The organism is Arthrobacter sp. Z1-15, assembly GCF_054792395.1.
Window position 1 is genome coordinate 3,072,066 of the sequence record NZ_CP096454.1, and the last position, 15,511, is coordinate 3,087,576.

At 62.2% G+C, this 15,511-nt stretch carries 24 protein-coding genes; all 24 read right to left on the reverse strand.

Features of this window, described 5'->3' with window-relative positions; genetic code table 11:
• Positions 1–6 precede the first annotated feature (6 nt).
• The 24 genes from glmM to rpmC all read right to left on the reverse strand — a co-directional run bounded on the left by glmM (position 7) and on the right by rpmC (position 15,509).
• The gene (gene glmM, locus M1D40_RS13995; protein ID WP_461169211.1) at positions 7–1,368 is read right to left on the reverse strand and encodes a phosphoglucosamine mutase; all 1,362 of its coding nucleotides are present in this window, start codon (positions 1,366–1,368) and stop codon (positions 7–9) included.
• A gap of 393 nt (positions 1,369–1,761) precedes the next feature.
• Positions 1,762–2,259, reverse strand: a complete 498-nt coding sequence (gene rpsI / locus M1D40_RS14000) for a 30S ribosomal protein S9 (RefSeq protein ID WP_341393400.1) — start codon at positions 2,257–2,259, stop codon at positions 1,762–1,764.
• A gap of 39 nt (positions 2,260–2,298) precedes the next feature.
• Entirely contained in the window at positions 2,299–2,742 is a 444-nt protein-coding gene (gene rplM, locus M1D40_RS14005) for a 50S ribosomal protein L13 (RefSeq protein WP_104052711.1), read from the reverse strand.
• Between the two features lie 242 nt (positions 2,743–2,984).
• Positions 2,985–3,926, reverse strand: a complete 942-nt coding sequence (locus M1D40_RS14010; protein ID WP_461169212.1) for a tRNA pseudouridine synthase A — start codon at positions 3,924–3,926, stop codon at positions 2,985–2,987.
• Between the two features lie 38 nt (positions 3,927–3,964).
• Complete coding sequence (gene rplQ, locus M1D40_RS14015; RefSeq protein ID WP_461169213.1) at positions 3,965–4,516, reverse strand: 50S ribosomal protein L17; 552 nt, start codon at positions 4,514–4,516, stop codon at positions 3,965–3,967.
• A gap of 65 nt (positions 4,517–4,581) precedes the next feature.
• Positions 4,582–5,592 carry a DNA-directed RNA polymerase subunit alpha gene (locus M1D40_RS14020; protein ID WP_104052714.1) on the reverse strand — a complete coding sequence of 337 codons (1,011 nt, stop codon included), beginning with the start codon at positions 5,590–5,592 and terminating at the stop codon, positions 4,582–4,584.
• 186 nt (positions 5,593–5,778) lie between these two features.
• The gene (gene rpsK, locus M1D40_RS14025; RefSeq protein ID WP_104052715.1) at positions 5,779–6,180 is read right to left on the reverse strand and encodes a 30S ribosomal protein S11; all 402 of its coding nucleotides are present in this window, start codon (positions 6,178–6,180) and stop codon (positions 5,779–5,781) included.
• Positions 6,181–6,246: 66 nt separating this feature from the next.
• Complete coding sequence (rpsM, locus tag M1D40_RS14030) at positions 6,247–6,624, reverse strand: 30S ribosomal protein S13 (protein ID WP_104052716.1); 378 nt, start codon at positions 6,622–6,624, stop codon at positions 6,247–6,249.
• Positions 6,625–6,781: 157 nt separating this feature from the next.
• On the reverse strand, positions 6,782–6,895 hold the full coding sequence (gene rpmJ, locus M1D40_RS14035; RefSeq protein ID WP_012397712.1) for a 50S ribosomal protein L36: 114 nt from the start codon (positions 6,893–6,895) through the stop codon (positions 6,782–6,784).
• Positions 6,896–6,981: 86 nt separating this feature from the next.
• Positions 6,982–7,203, reverse strand: coding sequence for a translation initiation factor IF-1 (gene infA / locus M1D40_RS14040; RefSeq protein WP_055239372.1), 222 nt, complete (start codon positions 7,201–7,203; stop codon positions 6,982–6,984).
• 221 nt (positions 7,204–7,424) lie between these two features.
• The gene (gene map / locus M1D40_RS14045) at positions 7,425–8,255 is read right to left on the reverse strand and encodes a type I methionyl aminopeptidase (protein ID WP_341393397.1); all 831 of its coding nucleotides are present in this window, start codon (positions 8,253–8,255) and stop codon (positions 7,425–7,427) included.
• A 15-nt stretch (positions 8,256–8,270) separates the two neighbouring features.
• Positions 8,271–8,843 (reverse strand): adenylate kinase, encoded by a 573-nt coding sequence (locus tag M1D40_RS14050; protein ID WP_341393396.1) that lies wholly within the window; start codon positions 8,841–8,843, stop codon positions 8,271–8,273.
• Positions 8,840–10,150, reverse strand: a complete 1,311-nt coding sequence (gene secY, locus M1D40_RS14055) for a preprotein translocase subunit SecY (RefSeq protein ID WP_341393395.1) — start codon at positions 10,148–10,150, stop codon at positions 8,840–8,842. Before secY ends, M1D40_RS14050 begins: the two co-directional genes overlap by 4 nt.
• A gap of 252 nt (positions 10,151–10,402) precedes the next feature.
• Positions 10,403–10,867, reverse strand: coding sequence for a 50S ribosomal protein L15 (gene rplO / locus M1D40_RS14060; protein ID WP_341393394.1), 465 nt, complete (start codon positions 10,865–10,867; stop codon positions 10,403–10,405).
• A gap of 1 nt (position 10,868) precedes the next feature.
• The gene (gene rpmD / locus M1D40_RS14065; RefSeq protein WP_104052721.1) at positions 10,869–11,081 is read right to left on the reverse strand and encodes a 50S ribosomal protein L30; all 213 of its coding nucleotides are present in this window, start codon (positions 11,079–11,081) and stop codon (positions 10,869–10,871) included.
• Positions 11,081–11,758 (reverse strand): 30S ribosomal protein S5, encoded by a 678-nt coding sequence (gene rpsE, locus M1D40_RS14070; RefSeq protein ID WP_210228079.1) that lies wholly within the window; start codon positions 11,756–11,758, stop codon positions 11,081–11,083. Before rpsE ends, rpmD begins: the two co-directional genes overlap by 1 nt.
• Before the next feature lie 29 nt (positions 11,759–11,787).
• Positions 11,788–12,171 carry a 50S ribosomal protein L18 gene (gene rplR, locus M1D40_RS14075; protein WP_104101589.1) on the reverse strand — a complete coding sequence of 128 codons (384 nt, stop codon included), beginning with the start codon at positions 12,169–12,171 and terminating at the stop codon, positions 11,788–11,790.
• A 2-nt stretch (positions 12,172–12,173) separates the two neighbouring features.
• Positions 12,174–12,710, reverse strand: coding sequence for a 50S ribosomal protein L6 (gene rplF, locus M1D40_RS14080; protein WP_341393393.1), 537 nt, complete (start codon positions 12,708–12,710; stop codon positions 12,174–12,176).
• 18 nt (positions 12,711–12,728) lie between these two features.
• Positions 12,729–13,127: a 30S ribosomal protein S8 gene (rpsH, locus tag M1D40_RS14085; RefSeq protein ID WP_152219769.1), complete on the reverse strand. Its 399-nt coding sequence runs from the start codon at positions 13,125–13,127 to the stop codon at positions 12,729–12,731.
• Positions 13,128–13,217: 90 nt separating this feature from the next.
• Positions 13,218–13,787, reverse strand: coding sequence for a 50S ribosomal protein L5 (gene rplE, locus M1D40_RS14090; protein ID WP_152219770.1), 570 nt, complete (start codon positions 13,785–13,787; stop codon positions 13,218–13,220).
• Positions 13,787–14,146, reverse strand: a complete 360-nt coding sequence (rplX, locus tag M1D40_RS14095; RefSeq protein ID WP_210228071.1) for a 50S ribosomal protein L24 — start codon at positions 14,144–14,146, stop codon at positions 13,787–13,789. The genes rplE and rplX overlap by 1 nt, the downstream gene beginning before the upstream one ends.
• Before the next feature lie 3 nt (positions 14,147–14,149).
• A complete protein-coding gene (gene rplN, locus M1D40_RS14100) occupies positions 14,150–14,518 on the reverse strand; it encodes a 50S ribosomal protein L14 (protein ID WP_055239356.1) in 369 nt (122 codons plus the stop codon).
• A 356-nt stretch (positions 14,519–14,874) separates the two neighbouring features.
• Positions 14,875–15,180: a 30S ribosomal protein S17 gene (gene rpsQ / locus M1D40_RS14105; RefSeq protein WP_152219775.1), complete on the reverse strand. Its 306-nt coding sequence runs from the start codon at positions 15,178–15,180 to the stop codon at positions 14,875–14,877.
• Positions 15,177–15,509 (reverse strand): 50S ribosomal protein L29, encoded by a 333-nt coding sequence (rpmC, locus tag M1D40_RS14110; RefSeq protein WP_152219777.1) that lies wholly within the window; start codon positions 15,507–15,509, stop codon positions 15,177–15,179. Before rpmC ends, rpsQ begins: the two co-directional genes overlap by 4 nt.
• Between the last annotated feature and the right edge of the window lie 2 nt (positions 15,510–15,511).

The following is a 15,511-nucleotide window of genomic DNA, read 5'->3' on the forward strand; positions in this document are numbered from 1 at the left end:
GGCCGCTCAGGCTTCTGTGGGCTCCAGGGCCAGGTTGTCCTCCACGGTTTCGGCCAGCTTCGCAGCCACTGAGGCGGCTGTTTCCATGTCCGCCGCTTCGACCATGACCCGGACGAGGGCTTCGGTGCCCGAGGGGCGGAGCAGGACCCGGCCTGATTCGCCGAGGGTGCTTTGCGCGTTCAGCACGGCCCGGAGAACCGCTTCATTGGTGCTGACCGCAGCCTTGTCGACGCCCTTGACGTTGATGAGGACCTGCGGGAGCTTGTTCATGACCTGGGCAAGCTCCTTGAGCGTCCGTCCGGTGCGCTTCACCTGCGCGGCAAGCTGCAGGCCGGTCAGGACGCCGTCGCCGGTGGTTGCGTACTCGGAGAAAATGACGTGGCCGGACTGCTCGCCGCCGAGGCTGTAGCCGCCTTCACGCATACCTTCGAGCACGTACCGGTCCCCCACTCCGGTCTCCCGGAGGCTGATCCCTGCTTCGCGCAGTGCGAGCTTCAGGCCCAGGTTGCTCATGACCGTCGCCACGAGGGTGTCGTCCTTGAGCTTGCCGGCTGCCTTCAGCGCCACCGCCATGATGGCCATGATCTGGTCTCCGTCCACGACGGTTCCTTCATGGTCCACGGCGAGACAGCGGTCAGCATCGCCGTCGTGGGCCACGCCCATGTCGGCACCGTGCTCGAGCACAGCGGCCTGCAGCTTTTCCAGATGGGTGGAGCCGTAACCGTCGTTGATGTTCACGCCGTCGGGATCCGCGCCGATGACCACCACTTCGGCGCCTGCGTCAGCAAAGACCTGGGGCGAGCAGCCGCTGGCGGCACCGTGGGCGCAGTCCAGGACGACTTTCAGCCCCTCAAGCCGGTTGGGCAGTGTCTGGAGCAGGTGGATGACGTAGCGGTCTTCAGCGTCCGCAAACCGGTGGATGCGTCCCACGTCCGCACCGGTGGGGCGGGGGCTGGGCTTCGCCATTTCGAATTCAATGTCGTCTTCGGCGGTATCGTCGAGCTTCTGGCCGCCGCGGGCGAGGAACTTGATGCCGTTGTCCGGGGCGGCATTGTGGGAAGCGGAAATCATGACGCCGAAGTCCGCGTTCAGGTCCGCCACCAGGAAGGCCGCTGCGGGGGTCGGCAGGACGCCGGCGTCGAAGACGTCAACGCCGGAGCTCGCGAGCCCTGCTTCCACTGCCGCGGAGATGAAGTGCCCGCTGATTCGGGGATCGCGTGCAACGACTGCAACAGGCCGCCGGCCGCCTTCCACACGCCGGTGTCCCAGAACGACGGCGGCCGCCTGTGCCAGGCCCAAGGCCACTTCGGCGGTGATCAGGCCATTGGCCAATCCACGGACGCCATCGGTTCCAAACAGTCTAGTCATCGCACATTATCCTCAAACAGGGGGTAGGGCTGCAGGCGCCTCAGCGGGCAGCCCACTGGGCTATTGTGCCACTCCCTTGCCGCAGCCGACTAAGCGCCGGCGGGCAGGCAGGTGATTTCAGTGACCAAGAACACGTGCTGCGCCGGGGCAGGGACGGGATCACGGCCTTCTTCCACAACGCAGAAAGTGCGCCTCCCAATGCTGGAAGACGCACTTTCTGTGAACCCAGGACGCCGTAAGCGCATGAATCCAAGCGCCGCAAGAGCGCGTGAACCCAAGCGCCCGTAAGCGCATGAATCCAAGCGCCGCAAGAGCGCGTGGAGCCAAGCGCCAAAAAGCGCCGAGGGCCCCAAAGGCCATCCGCTTTGCGGATGGCCTTTGGGTAGGCGCTTTTTAGCGCTTGGAGTACTGAGGTGCCTTGCGTGCCTTCTTGAGACCGGCCTTCTTGCGCTCGATGACGCGGGCGTCACGAGTCAGGTAGCCGGCCTTCTTCAGGGTCGGGCGGTTGTTCTCGCGGTCGATCTCGTTCAGCGAGCGGGCAACGCCCAGACGCAGCGCACCGGCCTGGCCGGAGGGGCCACCGCCGTGGATGCGGGCAATGACGTCGTAGGCGCCGTCGAGGTCGAGGACCTTGAACGGCTCGTTGACGTCCTGCTGGTGCAGCTTGTTCGGGAAGTACGCAGCCAGGTCGCGGCCGTTTACCAGCCACTTGCCGGTGCCCGGGACAACGCGCACGCGGGCGATGGCCTGCTTGCGGCGGCCAACAGCCGAACCGGCAACGGTCAGTGCGGGGCGTTCCTTGACGGCAGCCTCGGCTGCATCAGGGGTTTCCGAGGTGTAGCTCGAAAGCTCCTCGGTTGTTTCATTGAGCTCTTCAGTGTTCTGAGCCACGATTCTCCTTGAATTAATTCTTTAGTTGGCGGGCCAGAACTACTGGGCGACCTGGGTGATTTCGAAGGTCTTGGGCTGCTGGGCTCCATGCGGGTGCTCTGCACCGCGGTAGACCTTGAGCTTGCTGATCTGCTGTGCAGCCAGGGAGTTCTTGGGCAGCATGCCGCGGATGGCCTTCTCAACTGCACGTACCGGATTGGACTCCAGCAGTTCTGCGTAGTTGACGGAGGACAGACCGCCCGGGTAACCCGAGTGGCGGTAGGCACGCTTCTGTTCGAGCTTGGCGCCGGTGAGGGCAACCTTCTCGGCGTTGATGATGATGACGAAATCGCCCATGTCCATGTGGGGAGCGAAGGTCGGCTTGTGCTTTCCGCGCAGCAGTGTTGCGGTCTGGCTGGCAAGACGGCCTAGGACAACGTCGGTGGCGTCAATGACGTGCCACTGGCGGTTGATGTCGCCGGGCTTCGGGGTGTACGTACGCACGGTTTTTGCCTTCGTTTCTTCTTCTTAGGTGGCGCGGCTCATATGGATGCCACATGGTCCGCAGCTTCTCTATGCGTTTACCGGATGGTCAGGTGAGGACTGATGTAACCAGTGGTCCTGATGTACTCGGCTATTTCCCCGGGGCCAGGTGGCTCTGCAACCGAGCCGCTCCCGTGGGCATAGACCTATCGAGGTAGGACACGCACAACGACTATAAACAATAGCCTGCTTGCGGGTCGAGGTCAAAAGCCGGACAGGGAGCGCCTGGCGCGCGTGCTCTCTGCCCTCTGCAGCATTTGGGCATCGGCCGGATACCTTACTTCTTCGAGGATCAGGGGGTGGGGGGCGGCCAGAAGCGACTTTGAATCCCGGATGCGTGCCTGCAGCCTCTGCCCCAGCCATTCAGGGGTCCGCTCCCCCGCCCCGACAAGCATGGCTCCGCCCACCAGGGACCGGACCATGTTGTGGCAGAAGGCATCAGCCTGCAGATGGGCCTCGATCACGCCGTCGGGCCGGCGCAGGAAGGAGAACTCCTGCAGTTCCCGCACCGTGGTGGCCCCGGTACGCGGCTTGCAGTAGGACAGGAAGTCCCGCACCCCCAGGACGGCTTCGGCCGCTGCATTCATCCGGTGCTCATCCAGTGCGAAGTCGTGCCAGAGGGTCACCGTACGGGTCAGGGGATCTCGGCTGGCTTCGCGGTCGGCGATCCGGTAGCTGTAGCGCCGCCAGAGGGCGGAGAACCGGGCATCGAAGCCCTCGGGAGCCAGGGAGGCCGAGTGGACCGTGATGGCCCCTTCCATGGCGTGGATGACCCGCTTGGGGGCCTTGGCCCTGCGCAGAGGCATGGTGAGATCCTTGTTCAGGATTCCCCGCATCCGGCGGATCAGCGCCTCCTCGGGAGTGAGGGCAGCACCGCGGGCAAGCCCCTCCCACTCGGGACCCGTGAGGTCGAAGTGAACCACCTGCCCGCGGGCGTGGACGCCTGAATCCGTCCGGCCGGCAACCGTCAGCCGGACCGGCCGGCGGACGAGCACTTCCAGGGCCGCCTCAAGGCTGCCCTGCACCGTGGGGAGATCGTCTTGGACAGCCCAGCCGTAAAAAGCGGCACCGTCGTAGGACAGGTCCATCCGGACACGAAAAAGCCCGCCGTCCGGTGAGGGTGCGGCGGGCCTTTCGATACTCATGCCCTCAATATTAAGGGACATTGTGCCGAAGCGAAAAATTACTTCTTCTCTTCGGTCTCCACTGCTTCGTCGGCGGAATCAGCGGACTCAGCCGAGTCGGCAGACTCAGCGGAATCGGCGGACTCTGCGGAATCGGCCGAGTCGGCAGACTCAGCGGATTCCTCGACCGGTGCCGGAGCAGCCACGGCTGCTGCGGTCTCGGCCTCGGCTACAACGGCCTGCTTGGCCGAAACCGGCTCGAGAACCAGTTCGATGACAGCCATGGGGGCGTTGTCGCCCTTGCGGTTGCCGATCTTGGTGATGCGGGTGTAGCCGCCGTCGCGCTTCTCGACTGCCGGAGCAATGTCGGTGAAGAGCTCGTGGACAATACCCTTGTCCGAGATCAGGCCCAGGACGCGGCGGCGGGAAGACAGGTCTCCGCGCTTTGCGAACGTGATCAGACGCTCGGCGTAGGGACGCAGGCGCTTGGCCTTCGTCACCGTGGTGGTGATCTGCTTGTGCTCGAACAGCTGGGCAGCCAGGTTCGCCAGCATCAGGCGCTGGTGGGCCGGGCTGCCTCCGAGGCGCTTACCCTTGGTGGGTGTAGGCATTACATTTTCTCCTCAAACGGTGCCGTGCGGAACCAACAGGCCCGGACGGCAAAATTTTGCGTGTGTTAGAGCTCGTCGTCCGAGTATTCGGACTCGTCCTCTTCAATAGCTGCGGCACGGGCGGCCAGGTCAAATCCGGGAGGGGAATCCTTCAGGGACAGACCGAGTTCGACCAGCTTTGCCTTTACCTCATCAATGGACTTTGCACCGAAGTTGCGAATGTCCATCAGGTCAGCCTCGGAGCGGGCAACGAGTTCACCCACAGTGTGGATGCCTTCACGCTTGAGGCAGTTGTAGGAACGCACAGTCAGCTCAAGGTCTTCGATCGGCAGGGCCATGTCGGCTGCCAGTGCGGCATCCGTGGGGCTCGGACCGATTTCGATACCTTCAGCAGCGCTGTTCAGTTCGCGGGCCAGGCCGAACAGTTCAACCAGGGTGGTGCCGGCAGACGCGACGGCGTCGCGCGGTGCAATGGCATCCTTGGTCTCAACGTCAACGATCAGGCGATCGAAGTCGGTGCGCTGTTCAACACGGGTAGCTTCCACGCGGAAGGTTACCTTCAGGACCGGCGAGTAGATGGAGTCGACCGGAATACGGCCAATCTCCTGGTCGCCGGACTTGTTCTGGCTTGCGGAAACGTAGCCGCGTCCGCGTTCGATGGTCAGTTCGAGCTCGAACTTGCCCTTCGAATTCAGAGTGGCAATGTGCAGATCCGGGTTGTGGAACTCCACGCCGGCCGGCGGAGCAATGTCCGCAGCCGTCACGACGCCGGGACCCTGCTTGCGCAGGTAGGCGACAACGGGTTCGTCGTGCTCGGAGGAGACCGACAGGTTCTTGACGTTCAGGATGATCTCGGTGACATCTTCCTTCACGCCCGGAACCGTGGTGAACTCGTGCAGCACGCCGTCGATCCGAATGCTGGTTACTGCAGCACCGGGGATCGAGGACAGGAGCGTACGGCGAAGGGAGTTGCCAAGGGTGTAGCCGAAACCGGGTTCCAGCGGTTCGATGATGAACCGCGAGCGGTTGTCGGCTACGACTTCTTCAGTGAGGGTAGGGCGCTGTGCAATGAGCACTTGCATTTCCTTTCAGCGAGCGTCCGCTATATGACGCAACACAAATGGTGGAAACGACGACGACGGGTCTTCCGCGGGCGTCTTGGACGGCTAGCAGCCACGTGCCCGGAGCCGGAGGCGTCCGATGGGCGGCCCGCCCCGAAGGATGGACCGCCCGCCGGATGAAACCGGTACCGCAAGTGCTGCTTATACGCGGCGGCGCTTCGGGGGACGGCAGCCGTTGTGCGCGCTCGGGGTGACATCCGAAATGGAGCCAACCTCCAGGCCGGTGGCCTGGAGCGAACGGATGGCGGTTTCGCGGCCGGAGCCCGGACCCTTTACGAAGACGTCGACCTTGCGGACGCCGTGCTCCTGGGCGCGCTTTGCAGCGGCTTCAGCAGCCATCTGCGCAGCGAACGGGGTGGACTTACGCGAGCCCTTGAAGCCAACCTCACCGGCGGAAGCCCATGAGATAACAGCACCGGACGGGTCCGTGATGGACACGATGGTGTTGTTAAAGGTGCTCTTGATATGCGCCTGGCCAAGCGCAATATTCTTCTTATCCTTGCGACGCGGTTTGCGGACCGCTCCACGAGTCTTGGGGGGCATTACTTCTCCTACAAAGAGTTTGGTTTAGGTGGCCCGGTTAAGGGCCGTGGCCTCACACCGCTAGGTTTAGCGGGCGGCCTTCTTCTTACCGGCAACCGTACGCTTCGGGCCCTTGCGGGTACGAGCGTTGGTCTTCGTGCGCTGGCCGTGTACGGGCATGCCACGACGGTGGCGGATACCCTGGTAGCTGCCGATTTCAACCTTGCGGCGAATGTCGGCGGCTACCTCGCGGCGGAGGTCACCCTCAACCTTGAAGTTGCCCTCGATGTAGTCACGCAGCTGAACGAGTTCAGCATCCGTGAGGTCCTTGACGCGAGTGTCCGGGCTGATGCCGGTCTCTGCCAGGGTCTGGTCTGCACGGGTCTTACCCACGCCGTAGATATAAGTAAGCGCAATCACAACCCGCTTTTCGCGGGGAATGTCAACGCCAGCGAGACGTGCCATATCGGCGGTTCTCCTTTTGTGTCACCGGAGGTCTGAAGCAGTGCATCCCTGTTGCCAGGTCCCCGGCCTCCGGGCCGGGGGTGTGCGTTACGCGTATCAACGCTGCACTGCCATATTCAATTACTACTACGCGTGGGCTGTCCCTGAGAGCAGGAAATTAGCCCTGGCGCTGCTTGTGGCGCGGGTTCTCGCAGATCACCATGACTCGACCGTTACGGCGAATCACCTTGCACTTATCGCAGATCTGCTTGACGCTCGGCTGGACCTTCATGGTTATCCTTTGCGTGGTTGCAGGGTTGGGCCGCACGCAGCCGGCGTCCCATTTGTCCGGGACACTGCCTGCCGATGCAGCGGTTCTTACTTGTAGCGGTAGACGATACGGCCCCGAGTGAGGTCGTACGGGCTAAGTTCCACCACAACGCGGTCTCCGGGGAGGATGCGAATGTAGTGTTGACGCATCTTTCCCGAGATGTGTGCGAGCACAATGTGGCCGTTGGCCAGCTCAACGCGGAACATCGCGTTGGGCAGGGCTTCGTTGACCGAGCCCTCAATCTCAATGACGCCGTCTTTCTTGGCCATATCCTCCGCTAACGTCTGTGTCCTCCGTATGCACGAAGGACGGTTTATGTCTTTGGTTCTCCCTGGTGCTTCCTGCGCATCTACCGCGCAGGAGCCGTTTTGACACGGCGCACATGCTTGGAAAAGGGCACGAATGTAGAGACAACCAACAGATAACTGTACTCGAAGGGTCCCGATAAGTTAAATCGGCCGGCCCGGAAGACCGGGCAGCCCCTCGGAAGTCAGTCCCCGGGAATCGGGACCGGAGTGACGCCCAGGGGCGCAAGCCGGGAGGCTCCGCCGTCGGGCGAGGTGAGGACCCAGATTCCCTTGTCGTGGATGGCCACCGAATGCTCCCACTGCGAGGCACGGGAACCGTCGGTGGTAATGACCGTCCAGTCGTCCTCAAGCGTGAGAGTTTCAATCCCGCCCCGCACCAGCATCGGCTCAATCGCCAGGCACAGCCCCGGCCGCAGCTTCGGGCCGTTGTGCGATGTCCGGTAATTGAGTACGTCCGGCGCCTGGTGCATCTGGGTTCCGATGCCGTGGCCGACATAGTCCTCCAGGATTCCGAGCGGCTTGCCCGGTACACCGGAGACGTAGTCATCGATGGCCGCGCCGATATCACCGACGAAGCGTCCCTTGGCGGCGGCAGCGATGCCGTGCCACATGGCCTGCTCGGTGACGTCGGAGAGCCGCTGGTCCTCGGGGTCCGCGGTGCCGACAATGACGGTGCGCGCGGAGTCGGAGTGCCATCCGTTCACCACGGCGCCGCCGTCGATGGAGAGGATGTCCCCGTCTTTGAGGATCCTCTCCCCCGGGATGCCGTGGACCACTTCTTCATTCACCGATACGCAGACCGTTGCAGGGTATCCGTGGTAGCCGAGGAAGTTGGAGGTTGCCCCCGCTTCCTTGAGCACCGCGGCGAAAGCTGCATCGATGTCCGCGGTGGTTGCCCCCTCCACCGCGGACTCCACTGCCGCATCGAGTGCCCGGATCAGCACGAGGCCGGCCTCGCGCATGGTGCGCATCTGCGCATTGGTTTTGTATTCAATCCTGGGCTGGCCGAACATATCTCTTCTAACTCTTTAGCTAATATCCTTGAGGACTTCCATGACGCGCTGGGTGACATCGTCGATGCCGCCCAGCCCGTCCACCCGCGCGACGATGCCGCGGTCGTCGTAGCTGGCCACGACGTCGGCGGTCTGGGCCTTGTACAGGTCCAGGCGGTGCCGGATGACGTCCTCGTTGTCATCGGCGCGGCCTTCGATCTCGGCCCGCTTCAGCAGGCGTGCCACCAGCTCTTCATCATCGGCGGTCAGCTGAAGGACGACGTCGAGCTTCTGGCCCTTGCTGGCCAGGATGTCGTCGAGTTCCTCAACCTGCGCGGCGGTGCGCGGGTAACCGTCCAGGAGGAAGCCGTCAGCGACGTCCTCCTCCGTCAGGCGGGCGCGCACCATGTCGTTGGTGACGCTGTCCGGGACGAAGTTCCCGGCGTCGATGTACTTCTTGGCCTCGAGGCCAAGCGGCGTCTCGTTCTTGACGTTGGCACGGAAGATGTCGCCTGTGGAGATTGCAGTGACCCCAAGCCGGTCCGAGATTCGGGCGGCCTGTGTACCTTTACCGGCGCCGGGAGGCCCGATAATGAGCATTCTTGTCATCGCAATAACCCTTCGTAGTGACGTTGCTGCAGTTGTGCATCAATCTGCTTGACTGTTTCGAGTCCCACACCAACCATGATGAGGATCGAGGTTCCGCCGAACGGGAAGTTCGCGTTCGCTCCGACCAGCACCAGAGCGATCAACGGAATCAGGGCTACAAACCCCAAGTAGAGGGCGCCGGGCAGGGTAATGCGGGAGAGCACGTACTGCAGGTATTCGGCGGTGGGACGGCCGGCCCGGATGCCGGGGATAAAGCCGCCGTACTTCTTCATGTTCTCGGAGACCTCCTCCGGGTTGAACGTGATCGACACGTAGAAGTACGTGAAGAACACGATCAGCAGGAAGTAGACCGCCATGTAGAAGGGGTGGTCTCCGCTGGTGAGGTAGTTGTTGATCCAGACCACCCATTCCGGCGGAGTGCCGGTGGAGGGCGTGTTGAACTGGGCGATCAGCGACGGCAGGTACAGCATCGACGAAGCGAAGATGACGGGGATAACCCCGGCCATGTTCACCTTGATCGGGATGTAGGTATTGGTCCCGCCGACTGTCCGCCGCCCGACCATGCGCTTGGCGTACTGCACCGGGATCCGGCGCTGTGACTGCTCCACGAAGATGACGAGGGCGACCACGAGGACGCCGATGCCGATCACGGCGAGGAAGACCGTCCAGCCCTGGGCGCTGAGGATTGCTCCGAGCGAGCTGGGGAATCCTGCTGCGATCGAGGTGAAGATCAGCAGGGACATGCCGTTGCCGACGCCCTTTTCGGTGACCAGTTCACCCATCCACATGATGAGGCCGGTACCGGCGGTCAGCGTGATGATGAGCAGCAGGATGGTGATGATGTTGTCGTCGGGGATGATCGGCACGGAGCAGGTGTTGTTGAACAGTGCTCCGGTGCGGGCCAGGGACACGACGGTGGTGGCGTTGAGCAGGCCGAGGGCGATCGTCAGGTAACGCGTGTACTGCGTCAGCTTCGACTGGCCCTGTGCGCCTTCCTCGTAGAGTGCCTGGAAGTGGGGAATCACGACGCGCAGCAGCTGAACGATGATGCTGGCGGTGATGTACGGCATGATGCCCAGGGCAAAGATGGAGACCTGCAGCAGGGCGCCGCCGCTAAATAGGTTAACGAATTCGTAGAGGCCACCCGAAGTGGCACCCAGAGCCAAGCACTGCTGCACATTGCCGTAGTCAACACCCGGGGCCGGGATAAAAGCACCCATGCGGAAGATAGTGATGATTCCCAGCGTAAACAACAGCTTGCGTCGCAGGTCTGGCGTCCGGAAAGCCCGGCCAATAGCGCTAAGCAAGCGTCCTCCTGAATGAGATCTGAAGTAGGTGGGTCCGATTGGACCGGTAACAAAAACAGAGTCTATCCGCTCAAGCCCCGTAGAACGTTAACGAAGCCCGCGGCGTGGTAGTGCCTTAAACAAAACTAAACTCCGGGCGGACCGCAATGCGGCCCGCCAAGAGTTTAGTGGCTGTCCTGCCAATCGCGCAGCGACCCGCCGGCGGCCGGTATTCCGGCCGCCGGGGCTCGCTGCACAGAACGGACACGGTGCTTAGAGTGCCGTGGTGGTTCCGCCTGCTGCGGCAATCTTCTCTGCCGCACTGGCGGAGAAAGCATCGGCCGTGACGTTCACCTTGACGGTGATGTCGCCGGTGCCCAGGACCTTGACGGGCTGGTTCTTGCGAACTGCACCCTTGGCAACCAGGTCAGCAACCGTGATGTCGCCGCCTTCGGGGAACAGCTCCGAGATCTTGTCCAGGTTTACAACCTGGAACTCGACCCGGAACGGGTTCTTGAAGCCGCGCAGCTTCGGAAGGCGCATGTGCAGCGGCAGCTGCCCGCCAGCGAAACCGGCCTTGACCTGGTAACGGGCCTTGGTGCCCTTCATACCGCGGCCTGCAGTCTTACCCTTGGAACCTTCACCGCGGCCAACACGGGTTTTGGCCGTCTTGGCACCGGGTGCCGGACGCAGGTGGTGAACCTTCAGCGCGTGTTCGTTGTTGTTATCTTCGGCCATGTTAATTCGCCTCCTCAACCTTCACGAGGTGCGGAACCGTGTTGATCATGCCAACGGTCACGGCGTCTGCGGTACGAACGGTGGTAGCACCGATGTGCCGCAGGCCCAATGAGCGCAGCGTGTCCTTCTGATTCTGCTTACCACCGATGGTGGACTTAATCTGAGTGATCTTCAGTGTTGCCGTGCTGACGGCAACGTTCTTCGGAGTAGTCATCAGGCACCTGCCTTCTGCATGTTGCGGAGCATCGCGGCAGGTACAACCTCGTCCAGCGGCAGGCCGCGGCGTGCAGCCACTGCCTGAGGCTCTTCGAGGCGCTTCAGCGCATCAACCGTGGCGTGCACGATGTTGATGGCGTTGGAGGACCCGAGCGACTTGGACAGTACGTCGTGGATACCGGCGCATTCGAGAATGGCGCGGACCGGACCACCGGCGATAACACCGGTACCCGGGGAAGCCGGACGCAGCAGGACGACGCCTGCAGCAGCTTCACCCTGGACCAGGTGGGGGATGGTTCCACCGATGCGCGGGACGCGGAAGAAAGTCTTCTTGGCTTCTTCAACGGCCTTCGCGATAGCGGAGGGAACTTCCTTGGCCTTGCCGTAACCGACACCGACCATGCCGTTGCCGTCGCCGACAACCACCAGGGCGGTGAAGCTGAAGCGACGACCACCCTTGACCACCTTGGCAACGCGGTTGATGGTCACGACGCGTTCAATGAACTTGTCCTTCTCATCGTTGCGTCCGCCGTCGCGGCCACCGCGGCCACCGCGTTCGCCGCGGCCTCCACGGTCGGAGCGCTGCTCGCCCTTGCGGCCGCCGCGGCGGTCGTCAGTGGCGGGAGCTGCGGCGTCCTTGGTCTCAGTTGCCTGCGCAGCTGTAGCTTCAGTCACCTGGTTTTCCTTTTCCTTGTTAACCTCGGTCACAGTGACAGCCCACCTTCACGTGCGCCGTCGGCAACGGCCGCGATGCGGCCGTGGTAACGGTTGCCACCGCGGTCAAAGACAACGGCTTCAACGCCGGCAGCCTTGGCACGTTCTGCAACGAGCTCGCCAACGCGCTTGGACTTGGCGGTTTTGTCGCCTTCCAGTGCGCGCAGGTCTGCTTCCATGGTGGAAGCCGAGGCAACGGTTACGCCGCGGGTGTCATCGACAACCTGGACGAATACGTGGCGGGCCGAGCGGTTGACCACCAGGCGCGGACGAGCCGCGGTACCGGAGATCCGCTTGCGGATGCGAAGCTGGCGGCGGCTGCGGGCAGCCGACTTGCTCTTGGAATTACGCTTCTTATTAATGCTGATGGCCATGGTTACTTACCAGCCTTTCCGACCTTGCGGCGGACAATCTCGCCGGCATAACGAATACCCTTGCCCTTGTAGGGATCGGGCTTGCGCAGCTTGCGGATGTTGGCCGAAACCTCGCCCACCTGCTGCTTGTCGATGCCGGACACTGTGACCTTCGTGGGACCCACGACGGTAAGCGTGATGCCCTCGGGTGCCGTGACCGGAACCGGGTGGCTGTAGCCCAGGGCGAACTCGAGGTCCGCTCCCTTGGCCTGCACGCGGTAACCGGTGCCGACGATTTCCAGGTCCTTCTTGTAGCCTTCGGTCACACCGGTGATCATGTTGCTGATCAGGGTGCGGGTCAGGCCGTGAAGGGCACGGGACTCGCGCTCGTCGTTCGGGCGGGCAACGGTGATGATGCTGTCGTCGAGCGTGACAGTGATCGGGCTGGGCACAGTGTGGCTCAGCTCGCCCTTGGCACCCTTGACGGATACGAGGTCACCGTTAACGGTGATTTCTACTCCGGCAGGAACCGGGATGGGCAGACGTCCAATACGTGACATTTTTCTTTCCCTTCCCTGCTACCAGACGTAGGCGAGGACTTCCCCACCTACACCCTTCTTGGCGGCCTGGCGGTCGGTCAGGAGACCTGACGACGTCGACAGGATTGCGATACCCAGACCACCGAGAACGCGCGGCAGGTTGGTGGACTTTGCGTAAACGCGCAGACCGGGCTTGGAGATACGACGCACGCCGGCGATGGAACGCTCGCGGTTCGGACCGAATTTGAGATCAAGGGTCAGCTTCTTGCCGACGACGGCCTCTTCTTCCTTCCAGCCGGCGATGTAGCCCTCGGCCTTCAGGATGTCAGCGACGCGCGCCTTGAGCTTGCTGTAAGGCATGGACACGGTGTCGTGATATGCCGAGTTTGCATTGCGCAGACGCGTAAGCATGTCTGCGACAGGATCTGTCATTGTCATTGGGCTCTTGCCCTCCCTCGTAACGGTTTCCTGCGGAGCTCTCGCTCAGGCGCACCTGTGCGGAGGTCCGTCGGACCTGTTACGTAGTAATTAATCTTCGGATGTAAACGGGAAGCCGAGCGCCTTCAGCAGCGCGCGTCCCTCGTCATCGGTCTTTGCGGTGGTAACCACGGTGATGTCCATGCCGCGAACGCGGTCGATCTTGTCCTGATCGATTTCGTGGAACATCGACTGTTCGGTCAGACCGAACGTGTAGTTGCCGTTGCCGTCGAACTGCTTGCCGTTCAGGCCGCGGAAGTCGCGGATACGCGGCAGCGCCAGGGTAACCAGGCGGTCGACGAATTCCCACATGCGGTCTCCGCGCAGAGTTGCGTGGCAGCCGATGGGCATGCCTTCACGCAGCTTGAACTGTGCGATGGACTTGCGGGCCTTCGTTACCTGCGGCTTCTGGCCCGTAATCTGGGTCAGATCCTTGACGGCACCGTCAATGAGCTTGGAGTCCTTAGCGGCATCTCCAACACCCATGTTCACAACCACCTTGACGAGGCGGGGAACCTGGTTGACGTTCGCGTAGTTGAATTCGTCCTGCAGGGTCTTCTTGATCTCCGCTGCGTAGCGGGTCTTCAGACGGGGGACGGTCTTGGTGACAGTCTCAGTCATTAGAGGTCCTTCCCAGAGCCCTTGGCGACGCGGATACGCACAGTGCGCTCACGGCCGTCTTTTTCGACGATTTCCTGGCGGTAGCCAACACGGGTCGGCTTCTTCGTTTCCGGGTCAACGATTGCGACGTTGGAAACGTGGAGGGGGGCTTCGACGATTTCGATGCCACCGGTCTTGGAGCCCTTGGAGGACTGGCCGACCTTGGTGTGCTTCTTGACCGTGTTGACGCCTTCAACCAGGACGCGGTTCGTGTCGGTGTAAACCTTCAGGACCTTGCCCTGCTTGCCGCGGTCTCCGCCGCGCGCAGCAGTTGCTCCGCTGATGACCTGAACCAGGTCACCCTTTTTGATTTTTGCCATGGACTACAGCACCTCCGGAGCCAGCGAAATGATCTTCATGAACTTCTTGTCGCGAAGCTCGCGGCCGACCGGGCCGAAGATGCGGGTACCGCGGGGGTCTCCGTCATTCTTCAAGATCACTGCAGCGTTCTCATCGAACTTGATGTAGGAACCGTCCTGGCGACGGCGTTCCTTCTTGGTGCGAACGATGACGGCCTTGACCACATCGCCCTTCTTGACGTTGCCGCCGGGGATTGCATCCTTGACGGTGGCAACGATGGTGTCGCCAATGCCTGCGTAGCGACGTCCGGATCCACCGAGAACACGGATGGTCAAGATTTCCTTGGCACCAGTGTTGTCGGCGACCTTAAGCCGCGACTCCTGCTGAATCACTTATAACTCCTGTCGTCGCGCCGGTTCTCAATATTGAGCCTTGCGGAACGGATATGGGTGGACCCCGTAATACTGGTACTCAGCACTCCCCCGCAGGGGCTGAGCCGCGGCGGACCGCGGCAAAGTGCCGAACAAGATTATCGGGCTTTTGTCTCATACGGCGGTGAGGACGCGGTGTCCAAAACTGGACACACTTCCGCACCGCACAGACAAGATTTCAAGTTTATCGCGAAAGGGCCCCGGATGCGAAATCGGATGATAACGCGGCCGGGGCCCAGTCGCCGGTGGGCGGTGCCGGCGGGCCTTTCCCCTGCGGGGAGAGGCTCACCGGCGGCCGGCCGGATGTACTGCTTTAGTTACTTGGCCTTCTCGAGGATCTCGACCAGGCGCCACCGCTTGGTAGCGGAGAGCGGCCGGGTTTCGGCGATCAGCACGAGGTCTCCAACGCCGGCAGCATTCTGCTCGTCGTGGGCCTTGAGCTTCGAGGTGCGGCGAAGCACCTTTCCGTACAGGGCGTGCTTGACGCGGTCTTCAACCTGAACAACGACGGTCTTATCCATCTTGTCAGAGACCACGTAGCCGCGTGCGGTCTTCCGGTACCCGCGGGCATCGGCTCCGTTTGCGTCAGTTGTCACTGCTGCCTCATTCTTGTTTTCACTCATTTGGCATCATCCTCAGCGACCTCGGCCGGAGCTTCAGACTCGGTAGCCTTCTTCTTGGACTTCTTTGCTGCCTTTTCGGGAGCTGCTTCCTCGACGGGAGCAACGACCTCGGGACGAATCCCCAGTTCGCGCTCACGCAGCACGGTGTAGATGCGTGCGATGTCGCGCTTCACTACGCGCAGACGGCCGTGGCTTTCCAGCTGACCGGTTGCGGACTGGAAGCGGAGGTTGAACAGCTCTTCCTTGGCCTTGCGAAGTTCCTCGACGAGACGGTCCTTATCGAAGCCGTCCAGCTGCTTCGGTGCCAGTTCCTTTGAACCAATTGCCATTT